Below are 14,253 nucleotides of genomic sequence, written 5' to 3'. Positions count from 1 at the left end.
GAGTCACGGCCTCCGGCGGCGATCGTGAAGAGTCACGGCCTCCGGAGCGGATCCTGAGAGCTCACGACTTCCGGCGCGGCTTGCCCCGCTTGGCCGGCTTGGCGCCCCCGGAGCCCGTGCGGCCCCGTGCGGTACGGCTCGCGGGCTTGCCGCCCGTCGGCTTCGCGGCCGCCTGCTTCTGCCGGGTGCCGGTCTGCTCCGGGCGCTTCCGCTTCTGATCCGCCTCGTCCTTCGCCGAAGTACGACCGCGCGTGCTGTTGACGGTCCGGCCGCGGACGATGCCGATGAAGTCCTCCACCAGGTCGGTGGTCGCCTCCTCCGGCCAGGACAGGGCGACGCTCGACTGGGGTGCGTCGACGACCGGGCGGTAGGTGAGGTCCCTGCGGTGGTGGAGGCGGGCGAGGGACTGCGGGACGATCAGGAGGCCCACTCCCGCCGCCACCAGCTCGATGGCGTCCTCCGTCGTCGCGGGGCGTTCGAAGGCGGGCTCGCCGGGCGGCCTTTCCCAGTCGAAGACGTCGTCCAGGGGGTGGAAGAGCACCTCGTCGGCGAGGTCGGCCAGACTCACCTCGTCCGCCGCCGTGATCAGGTGGTCCTTGGGGACCACGATCACCGTGGTCTCGGTGTAGAGGGGGATCGCGCTGAAGAACGTACGGTCGACCGGCAGCCGTACGAGTCCCGCGTCGGCCTCGCCCGCCCGCAGCACGTCCGCCGCCTCGGTGCTGGGCACCGCGACCAGGGTGAGCGGGACGCCGGGCAGGCGCTCGTTCCAGATCCGCACCCACTTGGCGGGCGTCGCTCCGGGGACGTACGCGAGCCGGAACGACGGTGTTTCCTCCGAGCCTGTCACCAGGCCAGGTTACCGGCCGTGGTCGGCCGTCCGGCACGCGGCCGATACCCTTGGCCTCATGAGTTCGCAGCAGAGCACCCAGACGATGAAGCCCGCGACCGCGGCGAAGAAGCTGGGTGTGTACCTCCCCGCCACCCCCGCCGAGTTCCAGGAGGGTGTGGTCTCGCGCGCCGAGCTGAACGAGCTGCAGGCCGATCCGCCGGAGTGGCTGCGCGTACTGCGGGAGGACGGCCCGCACCCGCGCCCGGTGGTCGCCGCGAAGCTCGGCGTGTCCATCGCGGGCCTCGCCCGCGGCGGGGTCACAGAGGCGCTGACCACCGAGCAGATCGAGGCGCTCAAGGAAGAGCGGCCCGAGTGGCTGGAGAAGGAACGCGCCACCCAGGCCGAGGTCCGCAAGGAAACCGTGCGGATCAAGAAGCTGCACAAGGAGCAGCAGGAGAAGGACGCCGAGCGGCGCTGACGCCCTTGCACCGGCTCAGCCGTCCGACGGCACCTTCAGCCGGTCCCAGCTGGCCTTGCCGGGGATGCCGTCCGCGTCCTTGCCCTTGAAGCCGAGCTTGTGCTGCCAGGCGGCGTAGGACCTGCGGTCGGCCTCGGTCCACTCGGGGCTCGGCCCCTCCTCGTAGTGCCCGCAGCCCTCGGCGACCAGCCGGCGGCCCATGGCCGTGACGACGGGCGACTTCTGCCCGATGTGGAAGAAGCCGCTGCCCGGGAAGGGCGCGTACTTCGGCTTGGGCGCGGGCTTGGGGTCCGGGTCCTTGCCGCCGCCCTTTCCGGCCAGCCGGTCGGCGATCCGCTTGCGCATCCCGTCCATGGTGAAGCCGCGCGGGTCCTGCTTGCCCGGCTGCCACTCCTTGTGCCCGATGACGGAGCGCTCGGACCAGCCGTGGTGCCGGCAGATGGCGGCGGCGACCTTCTCGATGGCCTCCTTCTGCGCCTGTGGCCAGGGGTCCTTGCCGTCACCGAGGTTGATGCACTCGAAGCCGTAGAAGTGCCGGTTGCCGTCGACGTCGGCCTGGTTGTCGTGCGGCAGCCTGGTCTCGTTGATCACCGCGCGCAGCACGTCGCTGTCGCCGAGGCCGGCGTGGTTGGCACGGCCGTTGCCGACGAGGTGGACATGGCCCTGCTTGTCGATCACGCCGTGGCACAGCGGGCCGGGCAGACCGGAGTAGCCGTTGTAGCAGATGTTCACGGAGTTCTCGGTGCCCGAGGTGACGGTGTGGTGGATCATCACGCCGTTCACCGGGCCCCAGGGGCCCTTGGTGTTGCGGTTGTGGTGGCGCCAGTCGCGCACCTCGTGGACGGTCAGGCCCTCGGCGCGCAGCACCTCCAGCAGCTTCGACCCGGTCATCGGCTCAGCCATCAGTCGTCTCCTTCCACGGCGGCCTCGGCCGCCGCTGTGGTCTGCGAGCGGCCGCCGGAGGGGTCGGCCTCGGCGGCCTGCTCCTCGCGCGCGGCCAGGGCCTCGGCGTCCAGGGCGGCCCGGTCGGCCGCGGGCATGTCGGTGCCGAGCGGGCCGAAGGTGAACCGCAGGTCGACGGTGCTGCCCTCGCCCTGCACCAGGGCCAGCGGCGCGAAGTGCCGGTCGATCCCGGCCGGGGCCTGGAGCAGGGGGCGGCGCGCCGTGTCGGCCGGCCACTCGACGCCGCCGGTGGCGGTGCGGGCGGGGATCAGCCAGTGGTCGCCGGTGCGGTAGCCGCCGCCCTTGGCGAAGTACACCTCGACGCCGTCCTCCAGGGGCAGCCACCGCCCCTCGGTGACGGGGACGGCACCGTCCTTCAGCGCCGTAGTCCGGCCCTTCTGCCTCGGACCTCCGTGCTGGTCCCAGCGGCGCAGGAACGGGTGCAGGTGCGGGAGGCGTCCGACGCGCGGGGCCGGCTCGGCCGACAGGCGGACGCGCCGGCCGGGCAGGTCCAGTTCCTCGACCCGCAGCAGGGGCAGAGGTTCGAGACGGGAGGCGTAGGCCGTGTCGGTGAACTCGACGTGGTCGCCGACGTCCAGGTCGAGCTTGTCGTCGAGGCCGAGGGTCGCCAGCTGCACCCAGGTGCCGTCCAGTTCGTCGACCGGGAAGACCACGGAGCCGTTCTCCCTGGACCACTTGAAGGTGGCGTCCTTCGCGTCGCCGCCCGCGTGGACCTCGACCCGGTACAGCTGGTTCTCCGGGCCCCGGTAGCGGGCGTCGGGCCGGACCAGGCAAGGGTCCTCGTCGGCGTGCTCGGGCCGCTCGCTGCGGGCGGCGAGCCTGGCGGAGGGCTCCGCCTGGGCCTTCGCCCACTTCTCGAACGCGTCACGCACGGCCTGGGCGGACGGTTCGCCGCCCTCGATGTCGAGCGCGGACAGGGACAGCGGCAGCACCTGCCAGACCACCTTGGCGCGGACGGCGGTGTCGGGCAGCGCGGCGCCGAGGGCGACCTCGCGCAGCGCCGGGTCCTCGGCCGCGGAGACCGCCCGCTCCCACACCTTCAGGTAGACGACGAAGGGCGACTGGGCGGGCGAGGGCAGCCGGTCGGCGGGGTTCTCCGGGTCGCGGAAGCCGTCGGGCTGGTTCCAGTAGTCCCAGTGGGCGTCGGTCCCGGGAGCCGGCTGCTCCTTGTCGTCCTCGTCCGGTACGGGGATGCCGGGCGCCGGGCGGTCGGCGTCGCACAGGATGCCGTCGACGTAGTAGCGGCCGCCGTGGATGGACAGGGTGTCGATGTCGAGCCTGCCGCCCACGTACTCGATGCGGAAGCCGGTGACCCGGCCGGGACCGCCGGGACCCCCGTGCCGGCCGATCAGGTCGGCGGCGAGCGTGCGGGCCTGGTGGAGCTGGATGGCGGCCTGCTCGTTGAGGTCCGCGTCCAGCTGGACGCGGCCCTGCTGGGCGACGACCGCGGAGTAGTGCCGCTCCGGGCGGAAGGTGGAGCGGGAGAGATCAGCGTGCATGAAGGGGGTCCCCCTGGTTCGGAAATCTGCGGGTGGGTCGTACGGCGGCACTGCTCACGTCACGAAGAAGATCCCGGCGTCCGCGCCCGTGGGCGTGTACTCCGCGAGCCGTGCCCTGAGGCCGTCCTCCCGCTGGGGCCGGTACAGGTCGTGGAAGGCGCCGAGTTCGGCGCCGTCGTCCGCGCCGCGCCGGATCTCCTCGGCGCAGCGGTCCGCCAACTGGCCGTACCAGGGCGTCCCGTAACGCTCGGCGGCGAACAACGGCCGTACCCGACCCGCCTGTTCGCGGCCGACGAGGTCGGGCTGGCAGCGGTGGCGGCGCGGGGTGCGCGAACCGGGCGGGACATGGCAGTACCTCAGGCAGCCGATGCCGCGCCGGGCCACGTGGAGCCTGCCGGTGAAGACCGAGTTCTCGGCGATCTCCACCGCGTGCGTGTGCACCTCGCCGATGACGGTCGTGCGGTGCAGGTGCAGGACGGCGTGGGCGTGGCGGCAGTCCGGGGCGGAGAGGGCCACGCGGTCGGGGCCGGTGGCGTCCAGGACGCTGTCGCGCAGATGGATGTCGAGGGGGTCCTCGGAGACCTCGTCGCCGATGACCTCGATGGTGCCGACGATGCTGTGCTCGATCTGCAGGCAGGCGGTGGTGCGTTCCAGGACGATGCTGGGCTCGTCGGGCGAGTGCGGCTCGCACTCGGGCTCCAGCGACCAGCCGGGTACGAGGGTCGAGTGCCGGAGGACGACGGCGCCCATCGCGCCGGTGACGTTGATGCCGCGGCCGGCGACGAGGAGGCCGTCGAGGACGATCCGCGGCCGCTCGTGCGGGGCGCAGTCCCCCTGCACCGCGCGGATGTTGAGGGCGTCGGGGCGGTTGCTGTACCAGTCCAGCAACCGGATCACCGGCCGGGTGCCCTCGGCGGCCCGCAGTTCGAGACGGTCGCCGGGGTCGAGGTCGAGGTCGAGCTGCTCCTGGTAGGCGCCGCTGTGGGTGATCTCGATGACGCCGGTGCGCTCCGGGGTGCCCTCGTCCTGCCAGGCCCGGTAGGCATCCATGATCCGCTGGTAGGGCTGGCCGGGGCCCACCCGGTAGAACTCGGCCTCCGGGAGGGACTCGCGGTCGGGGCGCTCGTACTCGCCGCCGCCCATGTCGGCGCCGAACGCGTAGTGGTAGTCGACCCACACGCCCTGCCGCGGCGCGGAGCGGGAGCCGAAGGCGATCCGGCCCAGCTCCGGGTCGACGGCGACCTGTCCGCGCCCCGGCCGGTAGCGCCAGTCGGAAAGGTCGGCGACGACGATGTCGGCGGGCGGTACGGGCCGGTCCTCGCCGTCGCGCCGGATGACCAGGCTCTTGCCGGGGCCGTAGTAGTCGGCGAGCCGGTCGTGCAGCAGACGGCGGGTGACGAACGCCGGGACGTTGTCGACGGCGGCGATGTGCGCGGGCGAGGGCTCCGGGACCGGCTTGGTGACCAGGGGTGTGTCGTTGCCCAGGATGGAGAAGGTGTAGAGGTTGCGGGCGCGGTCGATGCAGTAGGCCGGGGACGAGGTCAGGGAGTACGGCTTCAGCCGCCAGACGAAGAGCCCGACTCCGGCGGGAGTCCGGCCTCCCTGCCTCTTGGGAGAGTCGGCGCGCCGTACGTCGGCCATCCGGGCCGTCTGCTCGAAGGGACCGCCGGCCAGGGCGAGCGCGCTGCCGTCCCGCAGGTCGAGCAGGCGTCCGCGGTCCCCGCGCCGGCCGGTGCCGTACAGCTTGACCGGCTGGGTGTGGGCCACCAGCCGGGACAGCTCGACGGCGCGCGCGGGCCAGTCGGCGACCTGCGCGGACAGCTCCTCCAGGAGGTGGAGCGTGCCCTTGCGGCGCCGGTTGGCGACCGTGGCCGCCACGTCGCGGCGCGGGGCGACGGCCTCGGCGAGCGCGTCCCGGCCGCCGGTGTGCAGGCCGGTGGTGAGGACCCGCTCGTAGCCCGGCAGCGTGCGGTAGCCGACGAGGTCGCCGAGGTACGGCAGCACCCAGGGCGCCGCGGTCTCCACGAACAGGTCCTCGTACCCCTGCTGGACGCCGTCGCGGACCCGGTCGAGCTGCTCGGCGATCACCGCGAGCAGGGCCCGCAGCGGCTCGCCCTCCTCGGCGTCGCGCAGCCGGTGCCAGCGGGGCAGCAGCTCGGCGAGCCCGTCGGGTTCCCGGGGCGGCACCGGGGCCGGCGCCTGCGTCTCGGCATCCGTCGGCTTCGCGGACATCACTTGACCTCCGTCAGAATCAGGGTGTCCGCGGCCCGTGCCGACAGCATGGTGAGCTGGGCCGGCCGGATGCCGCGGAAGACGAACACCGTCCGGCCCTGGTGCAGGCGCCGGGTGTCGGTGATGTCGGGGTTGAGGCGCAGGAGTTCGGCGAGCGCGATGCCGTGGCGGGCGCAGACGGACGACAGGGTCTCGCCGTGCGGGTCGCGGACCGTGTGGGTCCGTTCCTCGTACGACGCCGGGTGCGCGGGGACGGACGCCCTCGGTGTGCCGGGGCCCGCGAGCAGCGCGGTGAGCTGTTCCGGGGTGGCGGAGGCGGGCACGCCGGTGAAGACGTCCACGTCCACGTAGTCGACGCCGGGCACGGAGTGTGCGGTGGCGAGGACCTCGGAGAGGCGGGCCGGGCGGCCCAACTCCCGTCCCTCGTATCCGAGTCGGAGCAGCAGCGCCTGGCGCAGCCTGGGCTCGACGTACTCCCAGGCGTGGTCCGGGGCGAGCTTCACCTCGGCGGCGATCAGCAGCAGGACGAGTTCGCGCACGTCCACCCGGACCGGCAGGTCGGGGTCGCCGTACTCGGTCAGCGCCCCGCGCAGGGGCCGCAGGTTGTCCTCGGTGAGCGGGACGTCGTCGGTTCCGGCGACCGTCACGTGCAGCACGCGCCGCCGTCCGTCGAAGAGTTCGCGGGCCGCCGCCCGGCCGATGCCGGCGCGTGAGCGGGCGAAGTCCTCGTAGTCCGCCTCGGAGACCAGCCGGTCCAGGGCGGAGACCGCGAGCGGGATCGTCCGGCGGGTGAGTCCGGGCCCGTCCGCGTCCGCGCCGCCGCCGGCCGGGCGCGGGTTGGTGACCGCGGTGACGCCGAGGGGCCGGGTGAGCGGCTGGGTGATCCGGTCGGCCGGGACGTTGGCGGCCTTGCCGGTACCGAAGCGGTACCGGGCGCGGACGTTCTCGTGGCCGCTGGGCAGGCGGGCGCCGTGGACGCCGTCGCCGAAGGTCACGGTGGTGCGGCCGTCGGAGACGGTGCCGGTGATGTACACCCGCTCGGTCGGGCCGCGCCCGGCGAGGCTGTCGACCTCGTGCCAGAGCACGCCGTCCACGCGGATGTCCAGGACGGGTGTGGCGCCGAGGGGGTTGTCGGCGGCGAGCCAGGTCAGCGGGGACTGCCAGAGGGCGAAGGTCTGGTTGACGCGGTCGGAGTCCCCGCTGCCGATGGCCTCCTCGCGGCTCTCGCCGTGGGTGGCCTCGACGACGTTGCCGAGGACGCGGACGCTCGCCCGGTGGTAGCGGTGGACCAGGTCGGTGGTGAGCGTGAGCCGGGTGTGGACGTGGTCGCCGGGGAGCCGCGGGTCGACGGCCGGGTCGGCCGACGCGATGGTGACCACCTCGGTGGCGGTGACGCCGGTGGTGCCCGGGACGTCGGTGCGCCGGCCGCTCACGATGAGCGTGCGGCCGGGGCGCAATCCGTCGTACAGCTCGTCGAGTTCGATCTCGTTGCCGTGCACGTCCTCGCCGAGCGGCTCGTCGGCCGGGAGCAGCGCCTCGCCGGCCGCGTGCACGGTGGTGTCGCGGATGTGGGAGAGCAGGACGTCGGACTCGTCCAGCCAGGGCTCCGCGAGGGTGAGTTCGGTGCCGCGGCCGGTGATCCCGTAGTTGGAGTACGCCGCCGTACGTGCTGCCACGACCTGGGTGGTGACGAAGGCGAACCTGGCGTCGCCGGGTACGGTCGTGCCCTTCGTGGGCCGCTGGATCGCCACCCAGCTGCCGACGGTGATGCCGTCGTACACGCTGTCCAGTTGCAGGACCCGGCGGTTGAGGGGTTCCGGCCGGTCCGCGATGACGATCTCGACGTTGGGCTCGGTGCTGCCCACCGTGTACCTGAGGCTCACCTCGTACTCGCCGTGGGTGATCTGCCTGGTCTCGCCCGGCCGCAGGGAGATCTCCCGGGCCGTGCCGTTGCGGATGCCGACGTGCACCTGGCCGTCGTCGTCCGGCCGGGACACGAAGAGGCTGCGTTCGGGCAGGCCGGAGTGGAGGCGGGCGGTGACGCCGGGTTCCTCGGCGGTGGCCGGACGGCGGCTGAGCCAGCTCAGCTCGCGGTCCTGGGGAGCGCGGGTCGACAGGTCGACCTGGCCCGGGCCCAGGACGAACGTGACGGGCTGCGCGACGGGCAGGTTCTCGGCGCGCTGGTCGGTGCCGCTGCCCTCGACGTACTGGAACTCCGCCCGGACCGGGACCTTGCCCGCGGGGTCGTACACCACGCGCATGCTCGCCAGCACCGCGCCGGTCAGCGGCCAGTCGGCGGTGCGGATGACCCGGCCGCGCTCGTCCTGGACGGGCTTGAGCGGGGCGGTGGCACCGAAGGGGGCCGCCGTGACGCGCATCGCGAGCAGGTCGCGCAGGAGCTGCACGGTGCCGGGGGCGGCGGCCGTGCGCCAGGCCGGGTAGAGGCTGCCGAGGCCGGGGTCGAGCGCGGAGAGGAGACGGGCGGTGTCGGAGCCGGGGCGGCGGCCGCGGTCCGTCCGGCCGGGGGCGGGGGCGGCGGTGCGCAGGGCCGGGAGGACGGCGCTCAGGGCCTGGAGCGCGGCCTGGCGGGGGTCCGGGAGCGTGGCCCTCTCGGCACGGGTCTGCGTCGGGTGCGCGGGCTGTGCCGGCTGCCCCGGCTGTGCGGGCTGTGCGGGCTGTGCGGGCTGTGCGGGCTGTGCGGGCTGTGCGGGCTGTGCGGGCGCCAACTCCATGGCTCGCTCGGCCAGTTCCGCCAGCACCGCCTCCAGCTGCTCGAACCACGCCGCAACGTCCTCGTACGGCTCGGCCAGCACCTCGGCCTCGCGCAGGCGGGCGACGGGCTCGCCGAGGCGGGCGGCGAGGCGCTCCGGGGTCTTCACGGCGTCCAGGTCCGTGCGCAGCGGGGCGAGGACCTGTTCGTCGAAGTCCTCGATCAGGCGGCTGACCGGGCGCGGGTTGGGGACCTCGGGCGTCGGCGGCTCGTCGCCGGGTTCGCCGGGGGCGGCCGGTTCGGCGGTCCAGCGCCGGACCTCGTCCACCAGCTCCTTGAGCGTGGGCGGGGCCGATTCGGGCAGCGAGATCGCGGTGATGTCGTCGTCGCGGTCTGTCCGGACGCCGGCGACGGGCAGCAGCTTGCGCTCGCCGCCCGCCTGTTCACCGAAGACGAAGAGCAGCTGGTCGCCGGTCTGCAGGGAGTTGGCGGTGCCCTCCACGAACAGTTCGGAGCGGCGTTCGAGGTCCTCGGGGGTGACGAGGGAGGGGCGGCGGCGCCGTACCTTCAGCTCGTTCCAGTCCCAGCGGGCGGTCAGGTCCCGCGCGGTCTCGAAGGTCAGTGACTGCTCGTCGGCGGAGGCGGGCACGCTGTGGCTGCGCGCCCCGCGCGGGACGAGCACGGGCAGGGCCTCGGCGCGCGGGTCGCGTTCGAGGGTGTACGCCAGATGTGTGGAGGCCGCGACCCCGGGGCGCGGCCGGTGCCCGACGAGCCGTCCGAGCAGCGCCAGGGAGCGGTGCTCGCCCGCGGTGCGGATGTAGGCCTCGTCCGCGATCCGCTCGGAGTGGAAGGTGAGCAGGTCGCCGAGGACGGCGGTGGCGTCGAGCAGGCCGACGGCCGGATCGTCCGGGGTGCGGACGGTCAGCCCGGCCAGGGCCGGGTAGGCGGGCGAGGCCAGCCGGTCGAGAAGGGCGGCGAGGAAGGAGCCGTACTCGCCGACCCGGTACTCGAGCGCGGTGCGGCCGGGCGGGTTGTGCGGCGCGGCGGGAGCGAGGCGCTCGTCGTGGCCGCCGCACGCACCGCCGCAGGAGCAGGCCTGGCTCATCGGGAGCCTCCCAGGGATATCGCCAGCCGGCCCTGTTCGGGCCGGTCCGGGTCGTTGTCGCAGGTGGCGATCTCCAGCGGGCCGAGCCGCAGCACGCCGTCCTCCCTCTCTCCTCGGTCGGGTTCGAACTGCCGCCGCAGCCGGGTGACCTCGACGCTCTCCACGCCCCGGACGGCCGCGGCGGCGGCGACCAGACGGCTGAGCCGGACCGGCTCGCCGAAGGTCAGCGCGTCGGGGTGGAAGAAGCCGAGCCGTCCGCCGGGCAGCCGGCCGCTGCCCAGCACGCGGTACAGCTCGGCCAGGATCTGCCCGTGCTGATGGCCGGGCAGGGCGCACACGGTGAGCGCGATGTCCAGCGGCACCAGCCGGGCGGCGCCGACCACCAGGTCGTGTCCGATGCGCCGGTACGCCTCCAGGGCCTGCGCCGTGGAGGTGAGCAGCCCGTCGGACGGGGTGCCGCTGCCGTACGCGTCGATCGCGACGTGTGCCTCCTGGGTGCTGCCGGTCCAGCGGATCTCGGCGGCGGCCCGCTGCACTCCCGGCAGGGCGGATGCGAGAGCCGCGTAGTCCTCGGCGGTGACCGCGCGCAGCCGGGTGCGGCGCAGGTCGAGCGGCGCCAGCTGGCGCACCTGTTCCAGCGGTTCGGGCTCGGTGCCGCCGGTGGCGGGCAGCGGGTTGCGGACGGCGGCGGCCGGTGCCGCGCCGCCCGCCTCGACGACGAGGTGGTTGATGGCCTCCGCGCCGACGTTGCCCGTGAAGCCGCCGCCCAGCCGGTAGCGCACGGCCAGGCGCGCTCCGGGCGCCGGCTCGGCGCCGTGCCGTCCGTCGCCGAAGCGCAGGGCGAGGCGCCCGTCGTCCTCCGGCTCGCCGACGAAGTGCCGGTCGCGGGCGGCACTGTCGAGCAGGTCGCGGTGCGGCTCCCAGACCGTGCCGGTGCCGTCGTGGAGTCGTACGGCGGGCAGCGCGCGGCGCGGGTCCTGGGCGAGCGCGGCGGTGGCCGAGCCGCGCAGGACCGGCTCCTCGGGATGGAGTCCGGCCGCGTGGACCGGGCCCCAACTGTGCGCGATCTCCCAGGCGATGTGCCCGTCGAGTACCGTGCCGGCGCGGGCCCGGGCGGCGAGGATCTCCACGCGGCGCAGCTTGGCGTCGAGCAACTCGTCCGTGCGGTACAGGAGTTCGCGCAGGGCACGGACCGGGTGGCGGCGCAGCTCCAGCCGCTCCAGCACCTTCGGACCGTAGATGAGGGCGAGTTCGGTGATCTCCTCCTCGCCGAGTCCGTCGCGGTCGCGCGCGCTGCGCCACAGGTCGACGAGCCGCTGCCGGACCCGGCCGGGGATGGCCGCGATCCGCTCGGCCTGCCCGGCGGCGACCGTTCCCGGGTCGGGGAACGGCACGGCCCGGGTGACCGGAGCCCGGCCGAGGACGGGGCGGAAACGGGGACGGATGCCCGGGTAGACGGACTGCGCGAGCAGCGTCCGCAGCGCGGCGGCCTGCGCGTACGCCGTGCCGGGCACGACCTGCTCGTGCCGCTGCCCGGCGCGCTCCAGGCCGAGCCCGGCGCGTTCGGTGGCCGGCTCCCCCACGACCTCGAACAGCTCGCGGATGTCGTCCGGGGTGAGTTCCCGGCCGCCTTCCGCCTGGTCCGTGAGGAAGCCGAGGAGCCGGGCGGGCGCGTTGCCCTCCGTGCGGTCGTGGCAGCCGAAGGCGAGCGAAGCGGGCTGGGGGTAGCCCCGGCCGGAGGCCGGCGGAGGGTCGCAGGGCGCCACGACGGCCGGTGCCGGCGGCACGGTGAACGTCTCGGCCGGACCGGAGCGGCCGTGGTCGACGAGGACGGCGTTGCCGCGGGCCAGGGTGACGTCCGCGACGGGCAGGCAGTCGCGCCCGCCGCGGGTGGCGAGGCACAGCGGGAAGCGCAGGGCGTCCTCGGCTGCCCAGGTGACCTCCAGGACGGGCTGGTCCTCGATGCGGTCCAGGCCCGGGGTGACGGAGGTCAGGCGCACGGCCTGGCGGTGGGCGGGGTCGGCGTCGCCGGGGGTGCCGGTGCGCGGGCCCTTGACCTCCTCGAAGACCAGGACGTCGCCCGGGTTCAGGTCCAGCCGGCGTTCCCGGCAGGTCTCGGGGTCCGCCCATTCGTCGCGCAGGGTGGCCGCGGTGGCCCCCCTGGGCAGGGCGCACACCTCGCCGCCCCAGGTCCACAGCCGGATCGCGTTGTGCGCGACGCGCAGCCGCAGCGGGTCGGCGGAGACGACCGGTTCGAAGACCTCCACCGAGCCGCGCTCGTCCAGGTCGCCGAGGTCGTTCTCGTCGATGACGGTGCCGGGTTCCGGGCGGTCGTGCGGGTCGAGGGTGCGCACGTCGACGGAGGCGAAGCGGAAGGTGCCCGGGGCCAGGGTGTGGTCGGCGGCGGTCCCGACGGTCACGTACGCGCGGGCGTTGCAGCCGTCGTGCATCGCGTAGTCGATGAGCCGTACGTGCCGGCGCACCGAGACCCGGCGGCGCGCGGTGTCCAGGTAGGCCTCGGTGGCTACCGCGTCCTGCTGGTAGCTGATCTGGTCGCCGGTGTACGCGAGCAGTTCCACGAGGGTCGTGCCCAGGTCGGCGGGGTTGCGCTCCACCCAGTCGGGGGTGGTCAGCGCGAGCCGGTCGAGCAGCAGCTTGCGGATGGTGTCGTAGTCGCGGGCCGTGTAGTCGATGACCGGGGCGGTCGGGAGGGCCGGGGGCTCCTCGGCCTCGTCCGTGCAGTCGAAGGGGGTGGGGCAGTCGGGCCGGAAGACGAAGGTCGCGCTGTGGTAGCGCTGGTCGAAGCCGCGGTACGGCTCGGTGCCGGGCCGGCCGTAGGGGTCGGCCTCCACCAGCGACAGCTGGTAGCGGGAGGTGTCGCCGGACCGGTCGAGGGTGACGTAGAGCCGGTCGTCCAGCTCCGGGTCCTCCTCGCGTTCGACGCTGACGTCGACGGCGGTGATGCCGGTGATGCGCCGGCCGCCGTCGATGCGGACGTTCTCGGGGCCGAGGCCGTGCGGGGCCTTGCCGAGGAAGGTGACGGTCAGCAGCAGCCCGTCGTCGCCGGCCTCGACGGCGTCGACCCCGCCCAGCTGGGCGGCCCGTACCTTGGCCCGCCGGGCGGTTCCCGTGCTCATGCCGCCCTCCCCTCGAAGACGTCCTCGCGGACCGCCCCGGTGGCCCGCACGAGGTACGACAGATGCACGCGTACGACGTCGTCGCCGCTCTCGATGTCGAGGGCCACGACCTCGACCAGGTCGCCGAGCCAGCGCTGCAGCGCGGCCTGGACGGAGAGTTCGAGGGTGCTGACCAGTTCGGGGCTGCTCGGGGCGAAGACCAGGTCGAGCAGTCCGCAGCCGAAGTCGGGCCGCATCACCCGCTCGCCGGGGCTGGTGAACAGCAGTTGCTCGATCAGGTCGTGGACGTGCTCGGCGGGGCGTGCGTGCGCGGTGCGTCCCCGGCGGTCGGTGTGGAAGGGGAACGCGATGTCGGTGCGGGTGCGTGGGCTCGTCGGCCTCATCGGACGGTGACCTTTCGCTGCGCGGCCTGGACGACGGGCGGTCCCTGCGGGACGAGGGCCGCGCTGAAGCACTGGGCGGCGGAGGTGTCGAGCAGCACGGGCGCGCCGTCGACGGTGACGCCGGAGGTGCCGGCGGTCCAGCGGACCGAGACGCACGGCGAGGGCACCCCGTCGGGCGTGTGCGGGCAGCCGGTGACGACGTACGTGTGGGCGGCCGTGGCGACGGCGGCGCCCGCGATCCGTGCGCCGCCGGAGGGTGTGGTGGCGGGCACGGCACGGCCGCCGTGCGGGCAGCCGATCACGGCTCCCGCGTCCAGCAGACTTCCGGACAACTTCTTTCCCCCGTTGTCTATCGCTTGGAGAGGACGGTCAACTGGCCCTCGTTGATGGTCACTTCGCGCCCGCGCAGGACGACTTCGGCACCGGCGCCGGTGGCGATGACCACGGCTTCCTTGGTGATGCGGATGTAGGCGCCGCCCTGGGCCTGGAGGAGGATCCCCTGCTCGGCGCCGGCGGTGTCGTTCATGACGATCTTGTGGGCCTGCGGGGTCTGTACGACGACCGGCTTGTTCGCCGCGTTCGCCTGCAGTTCGCGGCGCGCGTCGGGCGGCAGCTCGCCGGCGTCGCCGTACCAGCACCCGGTCCACACGGGGAAGCTGGGATCCCCCTGCTCGAACTCCACCCAGACACCCGCGCCGGGCGGCGGCACCACGAACTGGCCCGCCTGTGGTCCGGTGAACGGCAGGCAGGGCAGCGCCCAGGTGGACGGCTCGTCGCCGAGGACGTCCGGGACCTCGGCCGTGATCCGGCCGATGTGCAGCGGATCGTTGTTGTCCACGACCCGGCCGCGGAACTTGCCGAGGTAGCGATTGCTGGGTGCCGCCATGCTGAACTGCTCCTGGTTCTTGGGTGTT

Annotated in this window: 10 protein-coding genes; 1 reads left to right on the top strand and 9 read right to left on the bottom strand. The window is 74.1% G+C overall.

Annotated elements, in window-relative coordinates; genetic code table 11:
- Positions 1 to 61: 61 nt before the first annotated feature.
- On the bottom strand, positions 62 to 850 hold the full coding sequence (locus AC07DS_RS14430) for a LysR family substrate-binding domain-containing protein (protein WP_479145176.1): 789 nt from the start codon (positions 848 to 850) through the stop codon (positions 62 to 64).
- A gap of 58 nt (positions 851 to 908) precedes the next feature.
- Here AC07DS_RS14430 and AC07DS_RS14425 point away from each other — a divergent pair, with 58 nt between their 5' ends.
- Complete coding sequence (locus AC07DS_RS14425) at positions 909 to 1,310, top strand: DUF5997 family protein (protein WP_479145174.1); 402 nt, start codon at positions 909 to 911, stop codon at positions 1,308 to 1,310.
- 15 nt (positions 1,311 to 1,325) lie between these two features.
- On the opposite strand, the gene AC07DS_RS14420 is transcribed toward AC07DS_RS14425, so the two are convergent.
- Genes AC07DS_RS14420 through AC07DS_RS14385 form a run of 8 tightly spaced genes read right to left on the bottom strand, consistent with a single transcriptional unit; the run spans position 1,326 to position 14,225 of the window.
- Positions 1,326 to 2,213 (bottom strand): peptidoglycan-binding protein, encoded by an 888-nt coding sequence (locus AC07DS_RS14420; RefSeq protein ID WP_479145172.1) that lies wholly within the window; start codon positions 2,211 to 2,213, stop codon positions 1,326 to 1,328.
- Positions 2,213 to 3,772 carry a DUF6519 domain-containing protein gene (locus AC07DS_RS14415; protein ID WP_479145170.1) on the bottom strand — a complete coding sequence of 520 codons (1,560 nt, stop codon included), beginning with the start codon at positions 3,770 to 3,772 and terminating at the stop codon, positions 2,213 to 2,215. The genes AC07DS_RS14420 and AC07DS_RS14415 overlap by 1 nt, the downstream gene beginning before the upstream one ends.
- Before the next feature lie 54 nt (positions 3,773 to 3,826).
- On the bottom strand, positions 3,827 to 6,004 hold the full coding sequence (locus AC07DS_RS14410) for a hypothetical protein (protein WP_479145168.1): 2,178 nt from the start codon (positions 6,002 to 6,004) through the stop codon (positions 3,827 to 3,829).
- Positions 6,004 to 9,819 (bottom strand): putative baseplate assembly protein, encoded by a 3,816-nt coding sequence (locus tag AC07DS_RS14405; RefSeq protein WP_479145166.1) that lies wholly within the window; start codon positions 9,817 to 9,819, stop codon positions 6,004 to 6,006. The genes AC07DS_RS14410 and AC07DS_RS14405 overlap by 1 nt, the downstream gene beginning before the upstream one ends.
- Entirely contained in the window at positions 9,816 to 12,956 is a 3,141-nt protein-coding gene (locus tag AC07DS_RS14400) for a putative baseplate assembly protein (RefSeq protein WP_479145165.1), read from the bottom strand. The genes AC07DS_RS14405 and AC07DS_RS14400 overlap by 4 nt, the downstream gene beginning before the upstream one ends.
- A complete protein-coding gene (locus AC07DS_RS14395; RefSeq protein WP_479145163.1) occupies positions 12,953 to 13,339 on the bottom strand; it encodes a GPW/gp25 family protein in 387 nt (128 codons plus the stop codon). Before AC07DS_RS14395 ends, AC07DS_RS14400 begins: the two co-directional genes overlap by 4 nt.
- Positions 13,336 to 13,671, bottom strand: a complete 336-nt coding sequence (locus tag AC07DS_RS14390; protein ID WP_479145161.1) for a hypothetical protein — start codon at positions 13,669 to 13,671, stop codon at positions 13,336 to 13,338. The genes AC07DS_RS14395 and AC07DS_RS14390 overlap by 4 nt, the downstream gene beginning before the upstream one ends.
- Before the next feature lie 17 nt (positions 13,672 to 13,688).
- Positions 13,689 to 14,225: a phage baseplate assembly protein V gene (locus AC07DS_RS14385; protein WP_393478484.1), complete on the bottom strand. Its 537-nt coding sequence runs from the start codon at positions 14,223 to 14,225 to the stop codon at positions 13,689 to 13,691.
- Positions 14,226 to 14,253: the final 28 nt, after the last annotated feature.

It is taken from the genome of Streptomyces sp. NPDC044064 (genome assembly GCF_056434245.1).
This window is presented reverse-complemented; position numbering and strand designations above follow the sequence as displayed.